The sequence below is a fragment of the Companilactobacillus crustorum JCM 15951 genome, from assembly GCF_001434585.1.
GTDB lineage: Bacteria > Bacillota > Bacilli > Lactobacillales > Lactobacillaceae > Companilactobacillus > Companilactobacillus crustorum.
The window spans coordinates 1-20,872 of sequence record NZ_AZDB01000006.1 but is presented as its reverse complement, the minus strand read 5'-3'; the positions used below and the strand labels follow the sequence as shown (position 1 = coordinate 20,872).

Below are 20,872 nucleotides of genomic sequence, written 5' to 3'. Positions count from 1 at the left end.
CCCAAAAACGGCAGTCTAAACAGATTTGAGGACTATTGGGCTTCATACACCGAGGACAATTATCACGTCCTATTAAGGGAGCTAACTGGTTTCGACAAAAATCACAAATATAATTTTTGTTTATCTCTTTATACAAAAATATTTCTTTTAAATTTAAATGATTCAAAATTATATTTCCACAGTAAAGGCATTTCATTTTTTTGCCTGCCTATTCAAATATTTGATTTCCTCACATGCCAAACGTATCTGTTGATTGTAGTAACGGTAATAAAAATGAACTGGATCATCAAAAGAATCCTTGCCACGACCAGCGCGACCTGCAATTTGTATCAGTGAAGTTTTTGAAAATTCTCTTGCCTGCGCCTCTAAAACAATTACTGAAACCTTTTTGAAAGTTACTCCACGTTCTAAAATAGTTGTCGTTAAAATAGCTTGAGCTTTATGATCTCGAAATTGTTGAACCTTTTCCAAACGATATTTGTCTCTAGAACTGACATCAACAAACTTTAATGATGGATATAATTTCTTTAATTGTTTAGCAAATAATTTCATAATAGGAATTTGCGGAAAGAAAATCATAAAACGGGCGTTCTTTCGAATAAGCCTTTTTAGATGTCGCCTTAAGCGGGGATTTATTTGCCAAAAATCAATACTTTTAAAGAGTAAATGGCAATGAGGCTGCGGCAATGGATGTCCATGGATCTTTGATACAATTTAGTTAAGGATATTTCCCCCTGATTCACTTTTACTAATAATTCTTTAGGTGGCGTCGCTGACAAATAAACAATTATTCCTGACTTTTTCCATGAAATAATCCGATGCTAGTTTGAGGAAAAGCCGTTTTAATTCTAGGATATAATTCAACACAGACATCAACTCGAGGCGAACAAATAGCCACACGCTGATTATTTACTAAAGCTTGTTCAACTAGTGGGAAAATCATTTCAGTCTTACCAGCGCCGGTCACAGCCCAAACCAAATGATCGCTTCTGTTTTCAAAAGCTCTTAGAAGCTCTCTAACGCCTTTTTGTTGATTGACAGTTAATTGCCCACTCCAGCTTAAATATTGCTTCTGCCGTGGAAAATTCACGTCTGTTGAAGTAATTAGCAGTTTATCTGTTGCCTGAATTTTTCCGAGGTTAATGCAGTTACGACAATACTGAAATTTAATCGGCAGTGGCTGAATTTCCATCAGACATCTTCGACAAAAGATTTTATTTTTTTTCTTATAATTAGCAGCTACTAGCCTGCTGCCCTGTTCTAACTCAGCTAACTGAAAAGGAGATATATCAGTTAGCTTTAAAATTCGACCACCTAAATATTCATTTAATTTTTCCATACTAAAAATTACGCAAGGGAGATTATTTTTTGCAAAATTATAAAACAATTGCTCAAACTGGCAGCTATGAAAAAGATATTAAAAAATCTCGTTTCATCGCCCATATAGCTCAAACCTTCTCTGAAGATGAAGCTAAAACCTTTATCCAACAAGTTCGAGACCAAGAATCAGGTGCAACACACAATTGTACGGCTTTTATCGTAATGGATAACGTTTTGATTGAACGAATGTCTGATGATGGTGAACCTAGCGGAACTGCAGGTCCTCCCATTTTAAACGTTCTCCAACAACAGGAATTACAAAACGTAACAGTTGTCGTAACACGTTACTTTGGAGGAATCAAATTAGGTGCAGGTGGCCTAATCAGAGCTTACTCCTCTACCACTGCTGAAGCAGTTAAAGAGATTGGCTTAGTTGAAAATCGTATTCAACAAGGTTTTCAATTAACTATTCCTTATCATCTCTTTGATAAATTTGAAAATTATGCTCGTAATGAAAAAATTAATTTAGAAAACAAGCAATTCACAGCTGATGTTAAATGTGAAATTTATCTAGATTTAAATATTGCCGATAAAGCCGTTCAAACAATCAAAGATCTCTTTCAAAACCAAATTACGTTAAAAGAAACTGACAAAACTTACAAACAAATTCCCCTTGAAGCTAATTAAAAAAATGTAATTCGAAAATTTAGGCTCTTTCTCAAGTTTGGTTATAGCGTGAGAAATACTAACTGATGTGGTTGAAATATGCCATCGTCCGCAAAAAATCTGTGGGCCACTGGAACGTGGTGGACGCGACTTAGAGCTACTAATTCCACACTTCGTGCGTAATCATGGATCTCTAAGCTCGGTCTTGTACTAACCTTGCTACGCAAGCTAAGTACAATATCACCACTGAGGGCTCACAGATTTTTTACTACCGATTAAATTCTTGGTTCTAATTGAATAAAAATTAAATAGTAAATTAAAAAAACGGCCACTGTTAGGTATTCCAGACATATATTTATGCTTGGATCTCTTAACAGTGGCCGTTTTTACCTGCTATTCAAATTTTACAATAATTAATGAATAAAGTAGGATTCAGTCCTCCNAAACGGCCACTGTTAGGTATTCCAGACATATATTTATGCTTGGATCTCTTAACAGTGGCCGTTTTTACCTGCTATTCAAATTTTACAATAATTAATGAATAAAGTAGGATTCAGTCCTCCACAAAAATTGGGAATGCGTTCAGCTATGAGATCATTGTTACCGGCTTTGTCGGTTACAATGAGGCCGAGTTTGGAAATCCATTATTTTTCACGAAGTGTAAAATAATTAGTTTCAAATCGGCCCATAGCGTTCCAACAGCATTCCCAATTTTTGTGGAGGACGGGAATTTAAACGTACTCACGCTATAACCAAGCTTGAGTACGAATCAAATTTATTCGAATTACACTTTTTTTAATAACTTCCAACACGCATCATAAAGGTTTTTTCCTTATTCCTAATTTCCTTAGGAAGTTTCTTTTCTGAATCTTGCCAGTTTTCATACATCCCGCGATATTTAGCATAATCTTTATACATATTATTTCTAATCGCTTTTGGAATTGAATCCCAATCAACAAAATTTATTCTTGAAACGTAGATGCCGCGGTGTTCTACCATCGCAAAGGGTTTATCAATTGGTGGCAATCCCCCTTGAAAGGTTAAAAACTCCGAATTGCCCCAAGCATCATCGGTTACAACCATATGCTTAAATGGCATCCCTAAAGCTTTTTTTCGCTTATTTCCCTCATGTATAACAGCATAATCAGATTCAACTGCTGTTTTTTCGGTTGGAAGTGCCGTATAACCGACTTTTTTCGAAAGAAGCGGATTAAAGCGATCAACCATTTCATTTTCATATTGATAACTGATCAAAAATGCAACGCTACCTCCAATAACAATGAAAATTAAAACTATGCCAATCAACCACCACTTATAAACCTTCTTTAATTTTAAATCCTTATCAATCTTTTCCACCGTATTACTATCTCCTTTTAATAAATCATCCAAGGAGAGATTTAAAATTGAACTAATTTCAATCAATAAAGAAATATCTGGATAAGTTCGTTCTGTTTCCCAGCTAGAAATTGTCTTATCTGAAACATTCAATTTGGTTGCTAACTGTCTTTGCGTCAAACTCTCTCTTTTTCGATAGTTCTTTAATTGTTCACTTAATTCCATTTCAACTTCTCCCATGAGTTTTATTTAAAAGGTCTTGCAATATATATACTACCTACAGCTTCAAGAACTCAATAGAATTAGCATCTATTACTTGTAGAGTTAATTATAGAGACAAAAAAAGCAGGCGCTATAACGGCACTTGCTAATCTTTCTTTTCTAATCGTTTAACGAATCTTTGAATTGCTTTTAACAACGGCTGGCGATTATCTCCTAATAATCCAATTGATTCAATAAATAGCTCCAAACCGATCAAAACACCAATTGTCAACAATACGCTGCCCCACAATGTTGATAATGGGTAAAGCAATGAGATAAAGGCAAACACTAATGACAAACCATAGATAACTAAAACGGTTTGACGATGAGATAATCCTAATTGCATTAGTCTGTGATGCAAATGATGCTTATCTGCTTGCATGATTGGTTTTTTATTTAACAGTCTTCTTAAAATTGCATAGACGGTATCAGTAATTGGCACTCCCATAATAACAACTGGCATCAAAAGCGTAACGAACGTAACATTCTTTAATCCCTTTAATGAAAAGACCGCCATCATAAAGCCAATAAAGAGCGATCCGGTATCGCCAAGGAAAATACTAGCGGGATGAAAATTGTGTGGTAGGAAACCAGTTAACGCTGCTACCATCGCAAAAATCCAAATTGCCACATAGACATTAGTCAAATTCAAGAAGAAGTAAGCCATCACTCCCATAGTGAATAAGGCAATGATAGAGACACCCGTTGCCAGTCCATCTAAACCGTCAATCAAATTAACCGCATTGGTAATTGCAATGATCCAAATGATAGTAATTGGCAAACTCCACCATCCTAACTGGAATGAACCAATAAAAGGCAAAGTAACCTCATTCATCCTGATACCAGCCAAAAAGTAGACTACTAAGGCCGCAGCCAAAATACCAGCTAATTTAGCTTTAGGAGATAATTCCCTAATATCATCAATAATACCCGTTAGAATAATAATACATTCAGCTAAGAAAACACTGAAAAGCTCATGGGTTGGAAATTGCTCCCGCAATAAGACAAACGTTGAAAAATTAAACGCAATAAAAATGGCCAATCCACCCATTGTAGGCATTGGCTTGATATTTACCCGTCGAGCATTTGGTTTATCCACTGCTCCTAAAATATAAGCTAACTTCACAACAAAAGGAGTTATTGCAGCCGATAGAATCATCGTTAAAAATAATTTTACTATTACACTAAACATACCCGACATTTTTAGAAGAACTCACTTTCCATTAATAAGACAATTATACAATACCATGCTCCCATTCCAAAAAGAAATTAAAAAAGAGCATATCAATTATGATATACCCCCCTCAAGAATTATTTTGCTAATTCAACTTTTCTAATTTCACGAACAACCGTAACTTTAATATGTCCAGGATATTCAAGATTATCTTCAATTTCATCTTTCATATCACGGGCCAAAATTGCAGCCTGATCATCGGAAATTTGTTCTGGTTTAACCATAACTCTAATTTCATGACCAGCTTGAATTGCATAACTGTGATCAACACCTTCATGCTTATTGGCAATTGCTTCCAATTTTTCAAGTCGATGAATATAATTTTCCATTGACTCAGATCTTGCTCCAGGACGTGATGCTGAAATAGCATCGGCTGCGGCAACAATCGTTGCAATAAATGATGTTGGTTCAACATCTCCATGATGTGAAGCAATTGTATTAATAACTACTTCTGGTTCTTTATACTTCGTGGCAATATCCACACCTATTTCTACGTGTGAACCATCCACTTCACGATCGATAGATTTACCGATATCGTGTAATAAACCTGCTCGTTTTGCTAACATAACATCTTCACCCATCTCAGCAGCCATCACAGCGGAAATTTTAGCTACTTCAATTGAGTGATTCAAAACATTTTGACCGTAACTCGTACGATACTGCATGCGTCCAATGATCTTAATCAAATCAGGGTTAACTGAGCTGATTCCCAAACTATAAACCGTCTGTTCACCAACTTCACGAATATGATCATCCATTTCTTTTCTAGCTTTATCGACCATTTCCTCGATACGAGCTGGATGAATTCGACCATCTTCTATTAGTTTTTCCAAAGCCATTCGAGCGATTTCTCTTCTAACTGGATCAAAAGCACTCAATGAAACTGCTTCAGGCGTATCATCAATAATTAAATCGACCCCTGTTAAGGACTCGATTGTACGGATATTTCTACCCTCACGACCGATGATTCTTCCCTTCATATCTTCATTAGGTAACGAAACAGTTGTAACGGTTGACTCGGAAACTGTATCAGCCGCACTTCTTTGAATGGCAGCAACAATTAAAGCTTTAGCATCTTTGTCAGCACTCTGCTTAGCTTGCTCGTTGCTTTCATTAATCATTTTGGCACGTTCATGCACTAAATCTTTGCTTAAATTACCAAGGATAATCTTTCTTCCTTGTTCACGAGTTAAATTACTTACTCTTTCCAGCTCCGCTTGCTGTTCATTAAGAGTATTAGTCAATTGTTTATCTTTTTCATCAAGTTTATGTTGTCGTGCTGTAATGTTGTTCTCATTGTTCTCGATATTTTCCTCACGCTTTTCAAGCGATTGGTCTTTTTTATCCAAAATGTCTTGTCTTTCAAGAACACGATTCTCTTGTTTCTGAATCTCTCGACGACGTTCTTTCAATTCATCTTCTTGTTTTTCACGGTATTGATGAATCTCATCCTTGGCTTCCAGTAGTTTTTCCTTTTTTAAGGACTTAGCAGCCTTTTTAGCGTCTGAAACAATATCTTCAGCAGTTTGTTTAGCTTGTGAAAGTTTTTTCTCATAAGCGTCTTTACAGAGAGCATATCCGAAAAGAACACCTATGATTAATGTTACTAGAGCGAAAGAGAAGGTTATGATAGCAGGATACATGCCATCACCTCCATATTTGCTTTTAAAAATTTTGTTTGTAAAATTATATGTTACAGATTATTTACATACAACTTAATATTATAGAATAAATATGACCTGTCAACCAAGTAAAAAGAAAAAAAGAGACCGAATGGTCTCTTTTTTTTATTATTTTGTTTCTTTTTTATCAGAATCAAGATTTAAATCTAATTCTTTATCATCTTTTGCTTCAGTTTTGTCCTTTGGATCACTATCAGTCGAATCATTTTCATCGTCTTCAGGTTTTCCATCCATACCATAAGCTGAACGAACCTTCTTCTTGATCTCGTCCATCTTTTCGGGATTTTCTGCCAAATAGGTCTTCGCATTCTCGCGACCTTGACCAATTCTCTCATCACCATATGAGTACCATGATCCAGCCTTTTCGATAATATCCTTATCAACAGCCATATCAACTAACTCACCAGTTTGAGAAATACCATGTCCATACATAATATCGACAAGTGCAACTTTGAATGGTGGTGCAACCTTGTTCTTAACGACTTTAATCTTAGTACGGTTACCAATAACATCTGTACCATCTTTAATTTGTTCGGCACGACGGACTTCTAGTCTGATTGTCGAATAGAACTTCAAAGCACGACCACCAGGTGTTGTTTCTGGATTACCAAACATAATACCGACTTTTTCACGAATTTGATTAATGAAAAGAGCAATTGTTTTTGTTTTGTTGATTGATCCAGAAAGTTTACGCAAAGCTTGCGACATCAATCTGGCTTGCAATCCAACATGAGAATCACCCATGTCACCCTCAATTTCAGCACGTGGAACCAAAGCGGCAACAGAATCGACGACGACAATATCAACAGCACCACTAGATACCAAAGCATCAGCAATTTCAAGACCTTGTTCACCAGTATCTGGCTGCGATAGCAATAAATCATCAATATTTACGCCTAAAGCTGTTGCATAAGCTGGGTCCATTGCATTTTCAGCATCAATATATGCGGCTGTACCGCCTTCTTTTTGAACTTCAGCCACAGCATGTAATGCTACAGTTGTCTTACCAGAACTTTCAGGTCCATAAATTTCAACGATTCTTCCACGTGGAAAGCCACCGACACCTAAAGCGTTATCGAGAGCTAACGAACCAGTAGAAACCGTTGAGATTTGAGTATTTAGGTCATCACCCATTCTCATGATGGCACCCTTACCAAAGTCCTTTTCAATCTTTTTTAAAGCTACATCTAAAGCCTTTTGTCGTTCATCTTTAGCCAAATTGCTTTCCTCCTAATGCATTCATCATTAGATATATTATTAGTTATCCACAAAAAAAGCAAGAAAAAAGCGAACAAATGTTTGCTCGTTATATTATTTCTTGAACGAGAACTAAACCACAAAGGACTGACTTATTACGAATTGCTTGTCTTGAGCCTGAAAAATGAAATTCTTTTACAATTGTCTCGTTATTTTTATTATTGCAAACGCCAATGAATACTGTTCCAACAGGATTCCCCTCTAAAGGATCAGGCCCTGCAACCCCTGTAAATCCAACTCCGACGTCAGCCGACAACTTTTGAGCTGACAACTGAGCCATTGCCTGAGCAACTGGGGCACTGACTACTGTATATTGTTCAATCAATGCTGGATCCATACCCAATAATTGAACCTTCACTTCATCAGCATAAGTCACAAAACCACCGTCAAAAACATTCGATGCACCAGCAATGTTAGCTATAGTTGCTTGAAACATTCCAGCCGTCAAACTTTCTGCAGCAGTTATCCTCAGTTTATTTTTTTTTAATAATTCTACAGTTTCATTAGCATAACAAGAGAATTGTTCTGGAATACCAGTTTCAAAATCAGTCTGTTCAATTTGTTTTAAAACTTCAATCGCTTTGTTATTCATTGTTCTCACTTCCAAATTACGTATTATGACTTGAAAATATCTCTACTTTGAATAAAGTAGTCCGCACCGGAATAAATGGTAAAAATTAAACAAATGTATAAGAATATTTCGCCAATAGGGATTCCAATAGCTGAGAAGAAAATATTATGCAACAACAGAAAAATAATTGCTAACATTTGCGTAGTAGTTTTAATCTTACCAGGCATCTGTGCAGCCATAACCTTGCCGCCGGCTTCCAAAACAATTGTTCTCAAACCTGTAACAGCCAATTCACGACAAACAATAATTGCTACGACCCAAGCTGGAGCCATCTTAAAACTAACCAAGAAGATAAATGCTGTCATGACAAGCATTTTATCAGCCAAAGTATCAGCAAACTTACCAAAGTTAGATACAAGATTATACTTACGAGCAATCTTGCCATCCAAAAGATCAGTCAATGATGCAATGATGAAGACCACTGTAGCTAAAACATGATTCATCGGAATCAAATCATTAGCAACATAAATATCACCCAAGCTAGCCCAATTAAAAGCTAATAAAATAATAAATACCGGAATTAAGATAATACGAAGCATTGTTAATTTATTCGGTACATTCCAAACCATTAAAATTTCCTCCAAAATAAATAATTACTTTTCTAATAAAATAATGGTGTCTACCTTGATAAGATTAGACACCATTATTTTATTTTTCAATATTAAACGTTAAAGCCTTAACGATCGTGCTACCACTTTGTGACTTGCTCAAATCAACTGCTTTACCATCGATTGTAATCTTAGTATTTGTAACATTACCAGTTTGAACAGTAAATGTCGATGTATCACTAGGTACAGTGGTTGACTTCTTTTCACCTGAACTCAAAGCTTGTTGCCAAGTAGTATTTGAACCTTCGCCAAATTGAATCCATGCTTGACCGCCGCTACCTTCAACAACTACTTTGACACCACTTGAAGGAACGTTAGAAACAGTATATGTACCTTCTGTGCTTGTCTCTTTAACAGCAACAGTTTTATCTGCAGTTGTTGTCTTCTTAGTTGTTGTTTTTTTAGTAGAAGCTGTAGTTTTCTTTGTCGTCTTTTTAGTTGTTTGTGTTGATGTATCCTTAGGAATTGTCACGCTTGAAGCATTTTGACTACGATGAACCATTCCAAAGGCAATTACCGCAACGATCACAATAATTATAATTCCCACAACAATTTGAGGAATATAGTTTCCTAGACTAGCAAAAAAAGAGTTGGATTCTTCTTTAATTGTTCTTGTCTTAGTCTCTTCAGGTTTAGACTCTTGAGTTGGTTGTGAATTAGGTATTTCTGCCTTATATTCTTCCAACAAATCGTCACTTGAGATGCCTACGGCATCAGAATATTGTTTGATAAAGGCTCTGACATAAAAATCACCAGGAAGATGATCAAATTGACCTTCTTCAATCGCAATTAAATATCTCTTTTGAATCTTGGTGATTTGTTGTAAATCATCAATTGTATAACCTTTTTTGATACGTGCATTTCTTAACTTTTGGCCAATTTCGTCCATTATTTACCACCAATTAACTAATTTTTCTAAGTATAACATATATTATTATCCAACTACTAGGAACCCTATAATAACCAGCCACCTGCAAAATAAATCGTTTGTCCAGTTAAATAATTAGACTTTATATTAACAAGATAGCTGACTAAATCAGCAATTTCATCTGGATTTGCCAAACGATCGGCTGGTATTTCCGCCTTCACATTTTCCAAGTCTTCACTAGAAAATTCTTGAGTATTCATTTTAGTATTAACTGCTCCTGGAGCGACCACATTGACCGAAATACCTAAGGAAGCTACTTCCTTTGCATATGCATCCGCAAAAGATGACATAGCTCCCTTAACAGTACTGTATACTACTTCCATCGCTGATCCGATTTTTCCATAAATGGAACCGATAAAAACTACTCGTCCATGATGTGTCTTTGCTAACTTATCCTGTAATTCTTTCAAGATCAAAATTGGCAACTTAACATGTATATTCCACAACGAATCAATTTCAGATTCTGTAATATCAACTAACAGCTTATAATAAGTATTTCCTTGAGCAAACACCACAGCATCTAAAGCAAAAATTTGCTTGCTTAAAGCTGCCACTTGATCGTGCTCCATATCAAATTTAATTGGTATGAAATCTTGTTTTGGGTATTTTTCAACAAGCTCTTTTCTTAGATGCTCAATTCGATCACGATTACGATTGTAATGTAAGTACAGCGACCAGCCTTTTTTTGCCAGTTTCTTTGCGCTACTTGTTCCGATATCTCCGGAACTACCCATAACTAATGCATACATAGCTTACTTCCCACTTGGTAAAAGATTGTAATAAGTACAATTATTGTCTTTCAAGAACTTTTCGGATATTTCTAAAACATCATCTTTTTTAATTGAATCGATCATATGAATCAATTGCAAGTAGTCAACATCGTAGAAATATAACTCCGCCATTTGATTGGCAATCGCCTCCGGAGAGTTTTGTGCAAAAAGATAAGAACCTATTGCATCACGCTTAATTCGTTTGAATTTAGCATCTGATAAAACCTCTTTTAAGGATTCATATGAAAGATGATTGCGTAAATATTCTTGGAATTGTTTTGGATTATTAGTAGATCCACTAATAATGATAAAACAATAGTTATTTTCTGCAACAACATTATAAGAAAAACTGTCATCAATTAAGTTCAATTTGCTCATTTCTTGATAATTCTTAGATGACTCCCCAATCAAAGTTTCCATAATCATATTTAATTCAAATTGTTTTTTAACAAGATCATAGCCTGTCATTTCCGTATCAACCCTAATACCATAGGCCGAACGTGCTTGACTAATATCCATTTTTTCCTGACCGCCAAGGCCAATAGGTTGAAATTGGTTAAAGACCTTTTTCAATGGCGTAGCAATCGAATGAAAATTAGAATCCTCAACAATATTTTCAATTCTTTCAAAATCAACATCGCCAATAAGTACTAAATTCATATTGTCAGGTCGATAATTCTGTTGATAAGTTGTTAATAAATTCTGATGATTGATCCGTTGCAATGATTGGCTAGTTCCAGCAATATCCTCAGCAATTGGATCGTTAGGATACAGTTGTCCTAATATCCGTTGTTCTAAAACCCACTCAGGCATATCCAGATACATTTGAATTTCTTGATCAATGATCCCTCGTTCAGAAGCAACATTTTGCTCAGTAAAATAGGGATTTTGGATTAAGTCTAATAATATTTTTAAATTGTCATAAGGATTATCCAATGTTTGAAATAGATACGCCGTCTTGGTGTAACTCGTATAAGCATTTGAATTAGCCCCATATTCAGCAAACTTCTCGGAAACATCATAGTCAGCCTTAGCAAACAACTTGTGCTCAATAAAATGAGCAATTCCTGAAGGCAAAAGTCCCTTTTCTGTTTTAGTATCTACAGAACCAAAATTGGCCATTGTCACGCCATACACTTGATTAAAACCTGACATTGGTACGACACTAATTTGAAAGCCATTGTCCAATTTCTTAGTTTGTTTTTCTAATTTTTCCGTCATACTAATCTCCAATCAACTGGTATTGCGCAATAACATGCATATTCTCAGCTACGCTGGACACATGTTCTCGATCCATATTATTTACTTCGTCATCAAATTGACGATCCGATAGTAAAGTCTTGGGGTATACGGTCTCCCAAATACTCTGCATAATATAATATTGAATTGAATCAGTCGCAATCTTTCGACGTGTCAGCATCACTTTTTGAGCATGTTCCACTTGTTTATCAGTAAACTTCCCATCTTTAATGAATTCAATTTGCTGATTGATCAATTCTAAAGCTTTTTTTACCGAATCAGCGTCCAATCCTGCTTGAATCATTACCAAATGACTAAGAGGTTGATAAGTACTAGAAACTGAATAAGCTAGGCTGTTTTTTTCACGAACTTGTTGGAACAGCTGTGATTGATCGTCGCCACCTAAAATTAAATTCATAATTTGAGGAGCTAAGCGATTGAATTTTTTGGATACCCCTTCAGTCGCGTATGCTAAAGCTATCCGGCTTTGATTCAAATGCTTGTGCTCAATTTGATTGACAGGCTGGTTGATTAATTCCGAAAAGTTATCAAATTTAATCTGTAAATCATTTCGGTCATTGTTCATCTGAGTATAGAAGTCGCTAGCAGTCAATTCTTCAAGAAAATCTGTTTCATCAACATTTCCAACCACACTAATAACAATTGTGTCATTCTCAATTACATCATAATAAGACTCTAACAATTTTTGATTATCTAAGCTCTCTAATTGATCGATACTTCCAAAAATAGGAACTTGGCGATCAGGATTATTTTGATAGATCAATTTAGCAATTCCCAAAGCACTAACCAAATCTTGATTGTCTTTGATTGAAACTAAATTAGACAATAAATTTCGCTTCTCAGTATCAAAGGCAGTCTTATCAAAAGAATTATCTTTTAAATTAGGCTTAAAAATAATTTCCCCTAATAGATCAAGATTATCTTTTACTTGAGTCTGGCCATCAATCAAAAAACTAGGATCAGCAAACTCTACGCTGAAAGCTAAATCATTAAAATTTAACAAGTTACGTGTAAAAACGTTAATTTCTGAACCGTAAAGTTCCATTTCTCGATCGTTTATCGCCCGAAAACTGGGATAATCTTTAGTCGAATTAGACATAACATTAGCCAACAAACGCCGGCTAGTAGTCTCATCCTTATCTAAAGGACGTAAAAAATCGACCTGGATTTTAATTGTTCGAAATTTTTTAATTGGATTAATATTTAAGAAAATATTTTTTGCTAATGTTTTTCTCAATTTTTCACCTGATTTTTTCTAATTGTTTCTAACTGTTCGGGAGTGATTAGGACTTTACGTGGCTTACTGCCCTCAGACGGTCCGACAATCCCCTTATTCTCCATCTCATCAACCATTCTGGCCGCCCGATTATATCCGATAGCAAATCGTCTCTGAAGCATGGAGACACTGGCTGATTGACCTTTGACGATCATCTCAACTGCGTCATCCCAATATTCATCTTCTGGTTTATCGCTATCTGCAGAGCCTTCTTCGATTTCAGTTGGAATCATATCTTCATCGTAATCAGCTTCCTGTTGATTAGTTACAAACTTAACCACGCTTTCGACTTCTGACTCAGAAATATAGGCTCCCTGTAATCTGACTGGCTTACTCTTGCCAATTGGTTGGAACAACATATCCCCTCGTCCTAGCAGCTTCTCAGCTCCAACGGAATCTAAGATAGTTCTTGAATCAACCCCACTAGAAACAGCAAAAGCAATTCGAGAAGGAATATTAGCCTTAATTAGACCAGTAATAACATCAACTGAAGGACGTTGGGTTGCAATTATAATATGTAGCCCAGCGGCACGAGCCATTTGAGCCAATCGAACGATTGCCGCTTCTACTTCATGTCCAGCTACCATCATCAAATCTGACAATTCGTCAACTATAACGACGATATAAGGTAGACGTTCCATTTTATCTTCATCGCTAGCAGTCTCGTTAAACTTGTCCACATCAGCATTGTACTCGCCAATATTACGATGACTAGTCTCAGCGAATAGCTTATAACGGCGTTCCATTTCTTTAACAGCTTTTTGTAAAGCTCCAGCTGCTTTTCTAGCGTCCGTTACAACCGGAATCAACAATTGCGGTATGCCGTTATAAACATTTAATTCAACCATTTTAGGATCAATCAAGATCAATTTAACTTCATTAGGCTTAGCTTTCATCAAAATACCCGTAATAATTGTATTAATAGCAACTGATTTACCACTACCAGTAGAACCAGCAATTAACAAATGCGGCATTTTGGTAATGTTAGCCTCAATAATATTACCTGACACATCCTTTCCTAGCGGAACTACTAACGGATGTGTCTTATCTTTTTGATGCTCTGTAATATCCCTAAAAGATACTGTCGAGATTGTCTTATTAGGTACTTCAATCCCTACAAAAGGCTTCCCTGGGATTGGTGCTTCAATACGAATATCCTTAGCAGCCAAGGCTAACGCCAAATCATCTGCCAAATTGACAATTTTACTTACTTTCACACCAACTGCTGGTTGAACCTCATATTTCGTAATAGTTGGTCCTAAACTAGCCTTCTTAACCTCAACGTCAACGCCAAAACTTTTAAACGTCTGACGAAGTTTATCTTTATTTTCTTCAATCAAATGAACCTCTGAAGTTTGATCAGTTTGTGGAACTTGTTTTAACAAGTCAACCGTTGGCAACACGTAGCCTTCGTCACTAACGTTACTCTCGGATTTCTTAGTACTAATCGGATCAGGAAGATCCTTACCCTTGGTGCCATCAATTCCATAAGGCTTAGAAACAATTTCTGCTTTCTGACTATCAGAATTATCTGTTGCAGTAACTGAATTATCAGGAACACCCTCAATTTTGAAATCTTCACTTGTCTTCGGAGTCTCAACAGGTTTAGTAAAACTATTAAACCCATCTTGTGTCTTGTCCTCATCCCGTTTAACTTCTGGTGTCGAAATATTAGGAGTAGTTTGGACTGAACGGTCCTTTGCCGCAGCTTTTTGATCGACATAATTATTATAATGTCCTGAAATAATATCTTTAACTTTAATTGCTGTATGTTTCAAATAAACTAAAATATCAGTCGTTACTACCGAAATTTGCTTCATTGTGACATTCAATAACATCAAAATCCCCATAAAAATCAATAACGCCGTGACAAAGTAAGTTCCCACTGTTGAAAACATTGGCATAAAGAAACTATATAAATATGAACCGATCATACCGCCACCAACAGAATCACTGACAGTAACCTGTGTCATATCAGCAGCTAATGTATTCCATGTTACTAAGTTGTAATTATGATACAGTGACATGCTTGAAAAAAAGATGCCATGCAAGATAATCAAAGTTCCCAAATATACAAACAAAAAGCCAAAATTTTTTTTAGGCGTCATAACGGGTATTCTTCCAGTCGCAATAATAAAAGCCGCTACAACGATACTAACAATTAGTAAAAATGGATAACTATCACCCACAAGGATTCGATAGATATTATCAAAAGTCTTACCGACAATACCAAATTTAAACAATCCTAGGATACATAAAATAATCCAGAGCAGACTAAATAATGATTTAATCAGTCTTGAATTATCAACTGTCTTTTTTCTCTTTCTAGACTTCGAAGTTGCCCTTTTTTTTACCATAAGTACCTCACATAAATTTAAAAAGTAATCATCTAAAAGTATACCTTTTTTGACCGTTAAAAAAAACAGCCCCACGGGACTGTTTATTTATCTTCCGGTTTAATTTCTGGATTATTATTGAAATTCAACGATACACCATGATTTAATGTAACGCTGGTAACTTGATAAGTTAATGTTTCAATATATTCAACAACTGGACGTGATAATTGCTGAACTTCTTTTGCATCTAAATCTTCAATTTCACCTTGAAAACCGACTGGTTGAACTACTTGACCTATAAGACCAGATACTTTAAAAGGTGCGTCCTTTAAATGAATTTCAAAGGGAACAACAACTTGTAATATCTTACCCTCGTCTTCTTTAAGTGGTTCGCCACTCTCATCCTTTAAGTCTGGATGTTCGATATTAATATTTAAATCAGTCTTAGCATCAGCTGTAGGTGCCTCAACATCATAGTGAAATGATTGAACTGAAACTACACCTTTATTAATTTTCATAATATACCCCTAATCTAATTTATCGTGGTCATAATGATGACTTAATTCTAGTCCTGCAAAATGCTGTTGACGAACTGCTTCATAAATTACTAAAGCAACACTGTTTGATAAATTCAAAGCTCGAATATTATCACTCATTGGAATACGCAAACACTTTTCTGGATTACGTCTCATAAAATCCTCTGGTAATCCAGTTGTTTCTTTACCAAATAAGTAATAATAATCAACTGATGTATCGGTAAAATCTTGATCACTATAAACTTTATCAGAAAACTTGGTAATTAAGTACAAATATTTATCATCCGGAATTGATTTAAGGAAATCATCCAAATTATCATGATAAGTAATATCAACCTTATCCCAGTAATCCAAACCAGCACGTTTCATATGTGCATCATCTGTACTGAATCCTAACGGACGAATAAGATGTAATTTTGTATTAGTACCTGCACAAGTTCTAGCAATGTTACCAGTATTGGCAGGCATCAGCGGTTCATAAAGCGCAATGTGATTCGTCATTATATATTATATTCTCCTTTTTAACAAAAAAGCGCATACCCTCGGTGAAAACCACAGCAAGGACATGCGCTAGTATAGCCTCTCGTTTACTTGCTTTTGTCAAAATCGCTTCTGAGAAAAACAAATAACCACAAAACTCAATAAACATTATATCCGATATATCAGGTCTAGACAACAGAAAATTGAATTATTTATGATCTTTTTTTGAAGTATTTGTGTCCTCAGATTCATCAGATACTTCATTATCCTCTAATAGCTCTTGTTCGCTATACCAACTAGAATTACGTTTGAACCAGTTGAAGAAACGAGTACAGATAATCTTTAGGATTGCAAAGATTGGAATACCAGCAATCATTCCTACCAATCCGTACATCCCCGCAGACACAAGTAAAACTAGAATAGTAGTTACCGGATGCATCTGCATTTTGTTACCCACAATAATTGGTGAAATTACACGAGTTTCAACTGTCTGTTCAATAACAAAAACAAGCAATACTTTTAAAACCATCGATGGCGCAATAAAAGCAGCAATTACTAATGAAGGTATCAGGGCTAACGTAGAACCAATATAAGGAATTAAATTCAAAATACCAGCAACGATACCTAAAATTAATGCGTAACGCTGACCAATAATCAAATACCCTACAAAGAACATCACAGCAACCCAAAATGCTACTGTCAATTGTCCTGTAATATAGGAACTCAATGATTGACTCATCTCAGAAAGCATATCGCCAACTGAACCCTTGATACGATCAGGCATAAACTTTACAACTGAATTTTTGAACTTTTTATCATCCTTCAGCATAAAGAATAAAATGAATGGTGCTGTCATTAAAATAACTATAACATTAGTCAACACACTAACTGCCGAACTGATATTGTTCATAGTCTGGGGCAAAATTTGATCCATTGATTTTTCAAAACTTTTAGTAACACTTGTATTAGTTGCTATCAAGCGTTCTTTAATTATATGCAACTTCGGATCAGAAAACATATTCTGAATACTATTATTCAACGAATTCCAATACTGAGGCCAGTTTTTTACTAATGAATCGACCTGGCTTTGAACAAAAGGAATTAACGACATTACTCCCCAAATTAATAAGGCCAAAATAATAATAAAAACAAATGTAATGGAAATAATTCGATTAATATGAAATTTACTTTCCAAAACATTGATTAACGGATTGATTAAATAATACAAAACCAATGCCAAAATAACTGGTGGCATTGTTATTCCCAAAATTTGACTTACTGGATTGAAAACAAATCTTATTTTAGAAAATAAAAAAATAATCAAAAATACCAAAAAAATATTAATCAGAATTACCGTTAATTGATTATTTAAAAACCATTTATAAAACCAACTTTTTTTACGCTCTGGCGTTTCTTTCATAAACTGCTCCCCAATTTTTTCTACTAAGATTATACTGTATATTATAATACTATACAGTAATTGGAGGAATTGTAATGATTGAAAGAGTTCTCTTTAGTGGATACACTAAAAAATCTGGCAAAGGCGTTTATATTGCTGAATTAGATTCAGACAATGGCAACCTATCTACTCCTAAGCCTCTAGTTGAATTAAATTGTCCAACTTATATTGATGTTACTAACGATATGAAATTAATTGCCTTGGCTAAGAAAAATGATTGTGGTGGAATTGTGGTATATGATATCGGTGGAACAGAACCACAATTATTAGATGAAGACTTTTCTGAAGAAACATCCCCATCATATGTAAAATTCGATGCTAGTCGCAATTTGATTTTTAGTGCTTACTTCCATCTCAGCAAAGTTAAAATTGACCATCTTACAGATGATGGCAAAATTGAACACTACTCTGAAGTTAAATTTGAAGGTCATGGCCCTCGTGTAGAACAAGATCAATCTAAACCTCATTACAGTGCTTTGACACCAGATGGCAAATTAATTATCTGTGATTACGGTGCTGATAGAATTTATATTTACGATATCGAAGATCCTAAACAGCCTAAATTAATGAACAATTATATTGCCCCTTCAGGCTATGCTCCTAGACATCTCGTTTTCCACCCCACTAAGCCATACCTATACGTTGCTTGCGAATTATCATCCAAGATCCTTGTCATGGAATACGACGCTGAAACAGCTGGTTTGACCCTTGTTGATGAAGCTGAAGCTGCTAAAGACGAGCAAAAGAACACGACTGCTGCTATCCGTATTAGTAAAGATGGCAAATTTTTATATGCATCAACTCGTGGCGCTAATACTATTGCTACATTCAATATTGATCCAAACGGCGATCGTCTCAAGAAAATCAACTCTGTTCCTACTAGTGGCAGGGGGCCTCGTGATTTCGAACTTGATCCTTCTGAAAAATACTTAGTAGCCGCAAACCAAGATTCAGACGACTTAGCTATTTTTAAACGCAATCCTAATAAAGGTATTTTAACTAATTTGGGAAATAATGTTGCCATTCCTGAGTGTACTTGTATACACTTTATCTAGTTTTAAATCTAATCAGGAGAATAATTATTAATTATGTTCATTGAAATTATTAAAACCATCATCCTTGGTATTATTGAAGGTTTTACCGAATTTCTACCTATTAGTTCAACTGGACATTTATACTTAGCTGATGAATTCGTTAAATTAAACGAACCTACAGCTTTTATCAACATGTTCATGGTAGTCATTCAATTTGGGGCTATTCTAGCAGTTATCCTTATCTACTTCCATAAATTAAATCCTTTTTCACCACGAAAGAATCATGTGGAAAAAAGCCAAACATGGAGTATCTGGTTCAAAGTTATTGTTGCTATCTTGCCTTCAGTAATTATTGGCTTACCATTAAACGACTGGATGGATAAACATCTAACAAGCTGGCAAGTTATTTCAGCTACCTTATTGATTTATGGTATTTTGTTCATTGTCGTTGAAAATTGGCTCAAGAACAAACGTCCTAAGACAGCTGATCTTGAAAGTCTTTCTTACAAAACTGCTTTCCAAATCGGACTTTTCCAAGTCCTTTCATTAGTTCCTGGTACTTCTCGTTCCGGAGCAACTATTCTGGGTGGTATGACCGTTGGTACTTCCAGATTCGTAGCCACTGAATTTTCATTTTTCTTAGCTATTCCAACAATGTTTGGAGCTAGTTTGCTCAAGATTTTCAAATACTTCAAGCATGGTAATACATTTACCGGTGACCAAACGATAATTCTTCTCGTTGGTACTTTAGTATCATTTATCGTAGCTTATGCATCAATTAAATTCTTACTTGATTACATCAAACGTAATGACTTTAAGGCTTTTGGTTGGTATAGAATCATCTTGGCTATTATCGTAATTGCCTACTTTGGTTCTAAGGCTATCATGGGATAAACTTTTTGAACGTCTTCGGACGTTCTTTTTTTAGTCAAAATTGTTAGAATATAGACACATTCATTAAAGAGAGGTTGATCATTATTTATAAAGAAGTCGCTGTAGAAAATTTCACTAATATCCCTAAGGCTGTACTAAAGGGAGCTAATCGTATTGAATTAAACGATAATTTGGCAGTCGGAGGCACAACTCCTAGTTTGGGTGTATTAACCGAAGCTACTAAATATCTTCAAGAAAAGTCTATTCCTGTTGTAGAAATGATTCGTCCTCGTGGCGGCAACTTTGTCTATAACGATTTAGAAATCAAAATGATGGAAACTGACCTTTTCGAAGCACAGAAATTAGGTGTTGATGGCGTAGCCTTTGGTGCCTTAACACCTGATGGGTCCTTAGATGAAGATGCCATGGAACAATTAATTGCTGCTTCAGCTGGCATGCAAATTGTTTTCCACATGGCCTTTGACGCTTTAGCAGAAGACAACAAGAAGGACACTATTGATTGGTTAATTGATCACGATGTAGATCGAATTTTGACACATGGAGGTCCTCTGACAACGCCAATTGATCAAACACTTGATAACATTCAAAAATACATCGACTATGCTGATGGCCGTATCGTGATTTTACCCGGTGGCGGCGTTAATTTTAAGAATGCCGATGAAATTGCTGATAAATTAGGCGTTAAAGAGTTACATGGCACCAAGATTATCGACGGTATTAATAACTAAATATAAAGATCGAGAATGGAATACAACAATACTCCGTTTTTGCCATTACAATTTTAAGCTGATAACGATGACCGTACAAAATAAAGTGCCAATCAATCGTTGTATCTATTTCAGTATGTCCCTTATTTGTAATGTTATAATTACATCCATGGTAGATTGTAAAATTAATCCGAACGC

General features: G+C 35.5%; 20 protein-coding genes. 4 read left to right on the top strand and 16 right to left on the bottom strand.

Annotated features, from left to right (window positions below; translation table 11 throughout):
• Positions 1–192: 192 nt before the first annotated feature.
• Together FD26_RS02890 and FD26_RS02885 are read right to left on the bottom strand one after the other, a co-directional pair.
• The gene (locus tag FD26_RS02890) at positions 193–687 is read right to left on the bottom strand and encodes a helicase-related protein (RefSeq protein ID WP_261766173.1); all 495 of its coding nucleotides are present in this window, start codon (positions 685–687) and stop codon (positions 193–195) included.
• Positions 688–787: 100 nt separating this feature from the next.
• Positions 788–1,339: a DEAD/DEAH box helicase family protein gene (locus FD26_RS02885; RefSeq protein ID WP_057866937.1), complete on the bottom strand. Its 552-nt coding sequence runs from the start codon at positions 1,337–1,339 to the stop codon at positions 788–790.
• A 29-nt stretch (positions 1,340–1,368) separates the two neighbouring features.
• Between FD26_RS02885 and FD26_RS02880 the strand changes: the two genes are divergently transcribed.
• On the top strand, positions 1,369–2,007 hold the full coding sequence (locus tag FD26_RS02880; protein ID WP_057866936.1) for a YigZ family protein: 639 nt from the start codon (positions 1,369–1,371) through the stop codon (positions 2,005–2,007).
• A 774-nt stretch (positions 2,008–2,781) separates the two neighbouring features.
• On the opposite strand, the gene FD26_RS02875 is transcribed toward FD26_RS02880, so the two are convergent.
• The 14 genes from FD26_RS02875 to FD26_RS02810 form a co-directional block, all read right to left on the bottom strand.
• Positions 2,782–3,546, bottom strand: a complete 765-nt coding sequence (locus FD26_RS02875; RefSeq protein ID WP_057866935.1) for a helix-turn-helix domain-containing protein — start codon at positions 3,544–3,546, stop codon at positions 2,782–2,784.
• Between the two features lie 142 nt (positions 3,547–3,688).
• Positions 3,689–4,774 (bottom strand): glycosyltransferase family 4 protein, encoded by a 1,086-nt coding sequence (locus FD26_RS02870; protein ID WP_057866996.1) that lies wholly within the window; start codon positions 4,772–4,774, stop codon positions 3,689–3,691.
• 119 nt (positions 4,775–4,893) lie between these two features.
• Positions 4,894–6,459, bottom strand: coding sequence for a ribonuclease Y (rny, locus tag FD26_RS02865; RefSeq protein WP_057866934.1), 1,566 nt, complete (start codon positions 6,457–6,459; stop codon positions 4,894–4,896).
• Positions 6,460–6,606: 147 nt separating this feature from the next.
• Complete coding sequence (gene recA / locus FD26_RS02860; protein WP_057866933.1) at positions 6,607–7,716, bottom strand: recombinase RecA; 1,110 nt, start codon at positions 7,714–7,716, stop codon at positions 6,607–6,609.
• 88 nt (positions 7,717–7,804) lie between these two features.
• Positions 7,805–8,347, bottom strand: a complete 543-nt coding sequence (locus tag FD26_RS02855; protein WP_057866932.1) for a CinA family protein — start codon at positions 8,345–8,347, stop codon at positions 7,805–7,807.
• 23 nt (positions 8,348–8,370) lie between these two features.
• Complete coding sequence (gene pgsA, locus FD26_RS02850) at positions 8,371–8,955, bottom strand: CDP-diacylglycerol--glycerol-3-phosphate 3-phosphatidyltransferase (protein ID WP_057866931.1); 585 nt, start codon at positions 8,953–8,955, stop codon at positions 8,371–8,373.
• Between the two features lie 79 nt (positions 8,956–9,034).
• Positions 9,035–9,883, bottom strand: coding sequence for a helix-turn-helix domain-containing protein (locus FD26_RS02845; RefSeq protein ID WP_057866930.1), 849 nt, complete (start codon positions 9,881–9,883; stop codon positions 9,035–9,037).
• Positions 9,884–9,948: 65 nt separating this feature from the next.
• Positions 9,949–10,671 (bottom strand): elongation factor P 5-aminopentanone reductase, encoded by a 723-nt coding sequence (gene ymfI / locus FD26_RS02840; RefSeq protein WP_057866929.1) that lies wholly within the window; start codon positions 10,669–10,671, stop codon positions 9,949–9,951.
• A 3-nt stretch (positions 10,672–10,674) separates the two neighbouring features.
• Positions 10,675–11,913, bottom strand: a complete 1,239-nt coding sequence (gene yfmH / locus FD26_RS02835; protein WP_057866928.1) for an EF-P 5-aminopentanol modification-associated protein YfmH — start codon at positions 11,911–11,913, stop codon at positions 10,675–10,677.
• Between the two features lies 1 nt (position 11,914).
• Positions 11,915–13,189, bottom strand: coding sequence for an EF-P 5-aminopentanol modification-associated protein YfmF (gene yfmF, locus FD26_RS02830; RefSeq protein WP_057866927.1), 1,275 nt, complete (start codon positions 13,187–13,189; stop codon positions 11,915–11,917).
• Positions 13,186–15,585 carry a DNA translocase FtsK gene (locus FD26_RS02825; protein ID WP_057866926.1) on the bottom strand — a complete coding sequence of 800 codons (2,400 nt, stop codon included), beginning with the start codon at positions 15,583–15,585 and terminating at the stop codon, positions 13,186–13,188. Before FD26_RS02825 ends, yfmF begins: the two co-directional genes overlap by 4 nt.
• A gap of 83 nt (positions 15,586–15,668) precedes the next feature.
• Positions 15,669–16,082: a DUF1149 family protein gene (locus FD26_RS02820; RefSeq protein ID WP_057866925.1), complete on the bottom strand. Its 414-nt coding sequence runs from the start codon at positions 16,080–16,082 to the stop codon at positions 15,669–15,671.
• Positions 16,083–16,091: 9 nt separating this feature from the next.
• A complete protein-coding gene (trmL, locus tag FD26_RS02815) occupies positions 16,092–16,601 on the bottom strand; it encodes a tRNA (uridine(34)/cytosine(34)/5-carboxymethylaminomethyluridine(34)-2'-O)-methyltransferase TrmL (protein ID WP_057866924.1) in 510 nt (169 codons plus the stop codon).
• A gap of 187 nt (positions 16,602–16,788) precedes the next feature.
• Positions 16,789–18,000: an AI-2E family transporter gene (locus FD26_RS02810; RefSeq protein ID WP_057866923.1), complete on the bottom strand. Its 1,212-nt coding sequence runs from the start codon at positions 17,998–18,000 to the stop codon at positions 16,789–16,791.
• A 74-nt stretch (positions 18,001–18,074) separates the two neighbouring features.
• Between FD26_RS02810 and FD26_RS02805 the strand changes: the two genes are divergently transcribed.
• From FD26_RS02805 to FD26_RS02795, 3 genes are all read left to right on the top strand, one after another.
• Positions 18,075–19,094 carry a lactonase family protein gene (locus tag FD26_RS02805; protein ID WP_057866922.1) on the top strand — a complete coding sequence of 340 codons (1,020 nt, stop codon included), beginning with the start codon at positions 18,075–18,077 and terminating at the stop codon, positions 19,092–19,094.
• A 33-nt stretch (positions 19,095–19,127) separates the two neighbouring features.
• A complete protein-coding gene (locus tag FD26_RS02800; RefSeq protein ID WP_057866921.1) occupies positions 19,128–19,967 on the top strand; it encodes an undecaprenyl-diphosphate phosphatase in 840 nt (279 codons plus the stop codon).
• Between the two features lie 83 nt (positions 19,968–20,050).
• The gene (locus FD26_RS02795; protein ID WP_057866995.1) at positions 20,051–20,695 is read left to right on the top strand and encodes a copper homeostasis protein CutC; all 645 of its coding nucleotides are present in this window, start codon (positions 20,051–20,053) and stop codon (positions 20,693–20,695) included.
• Positions 20,696–20,872: the final 177 nt, after the last annotated feature.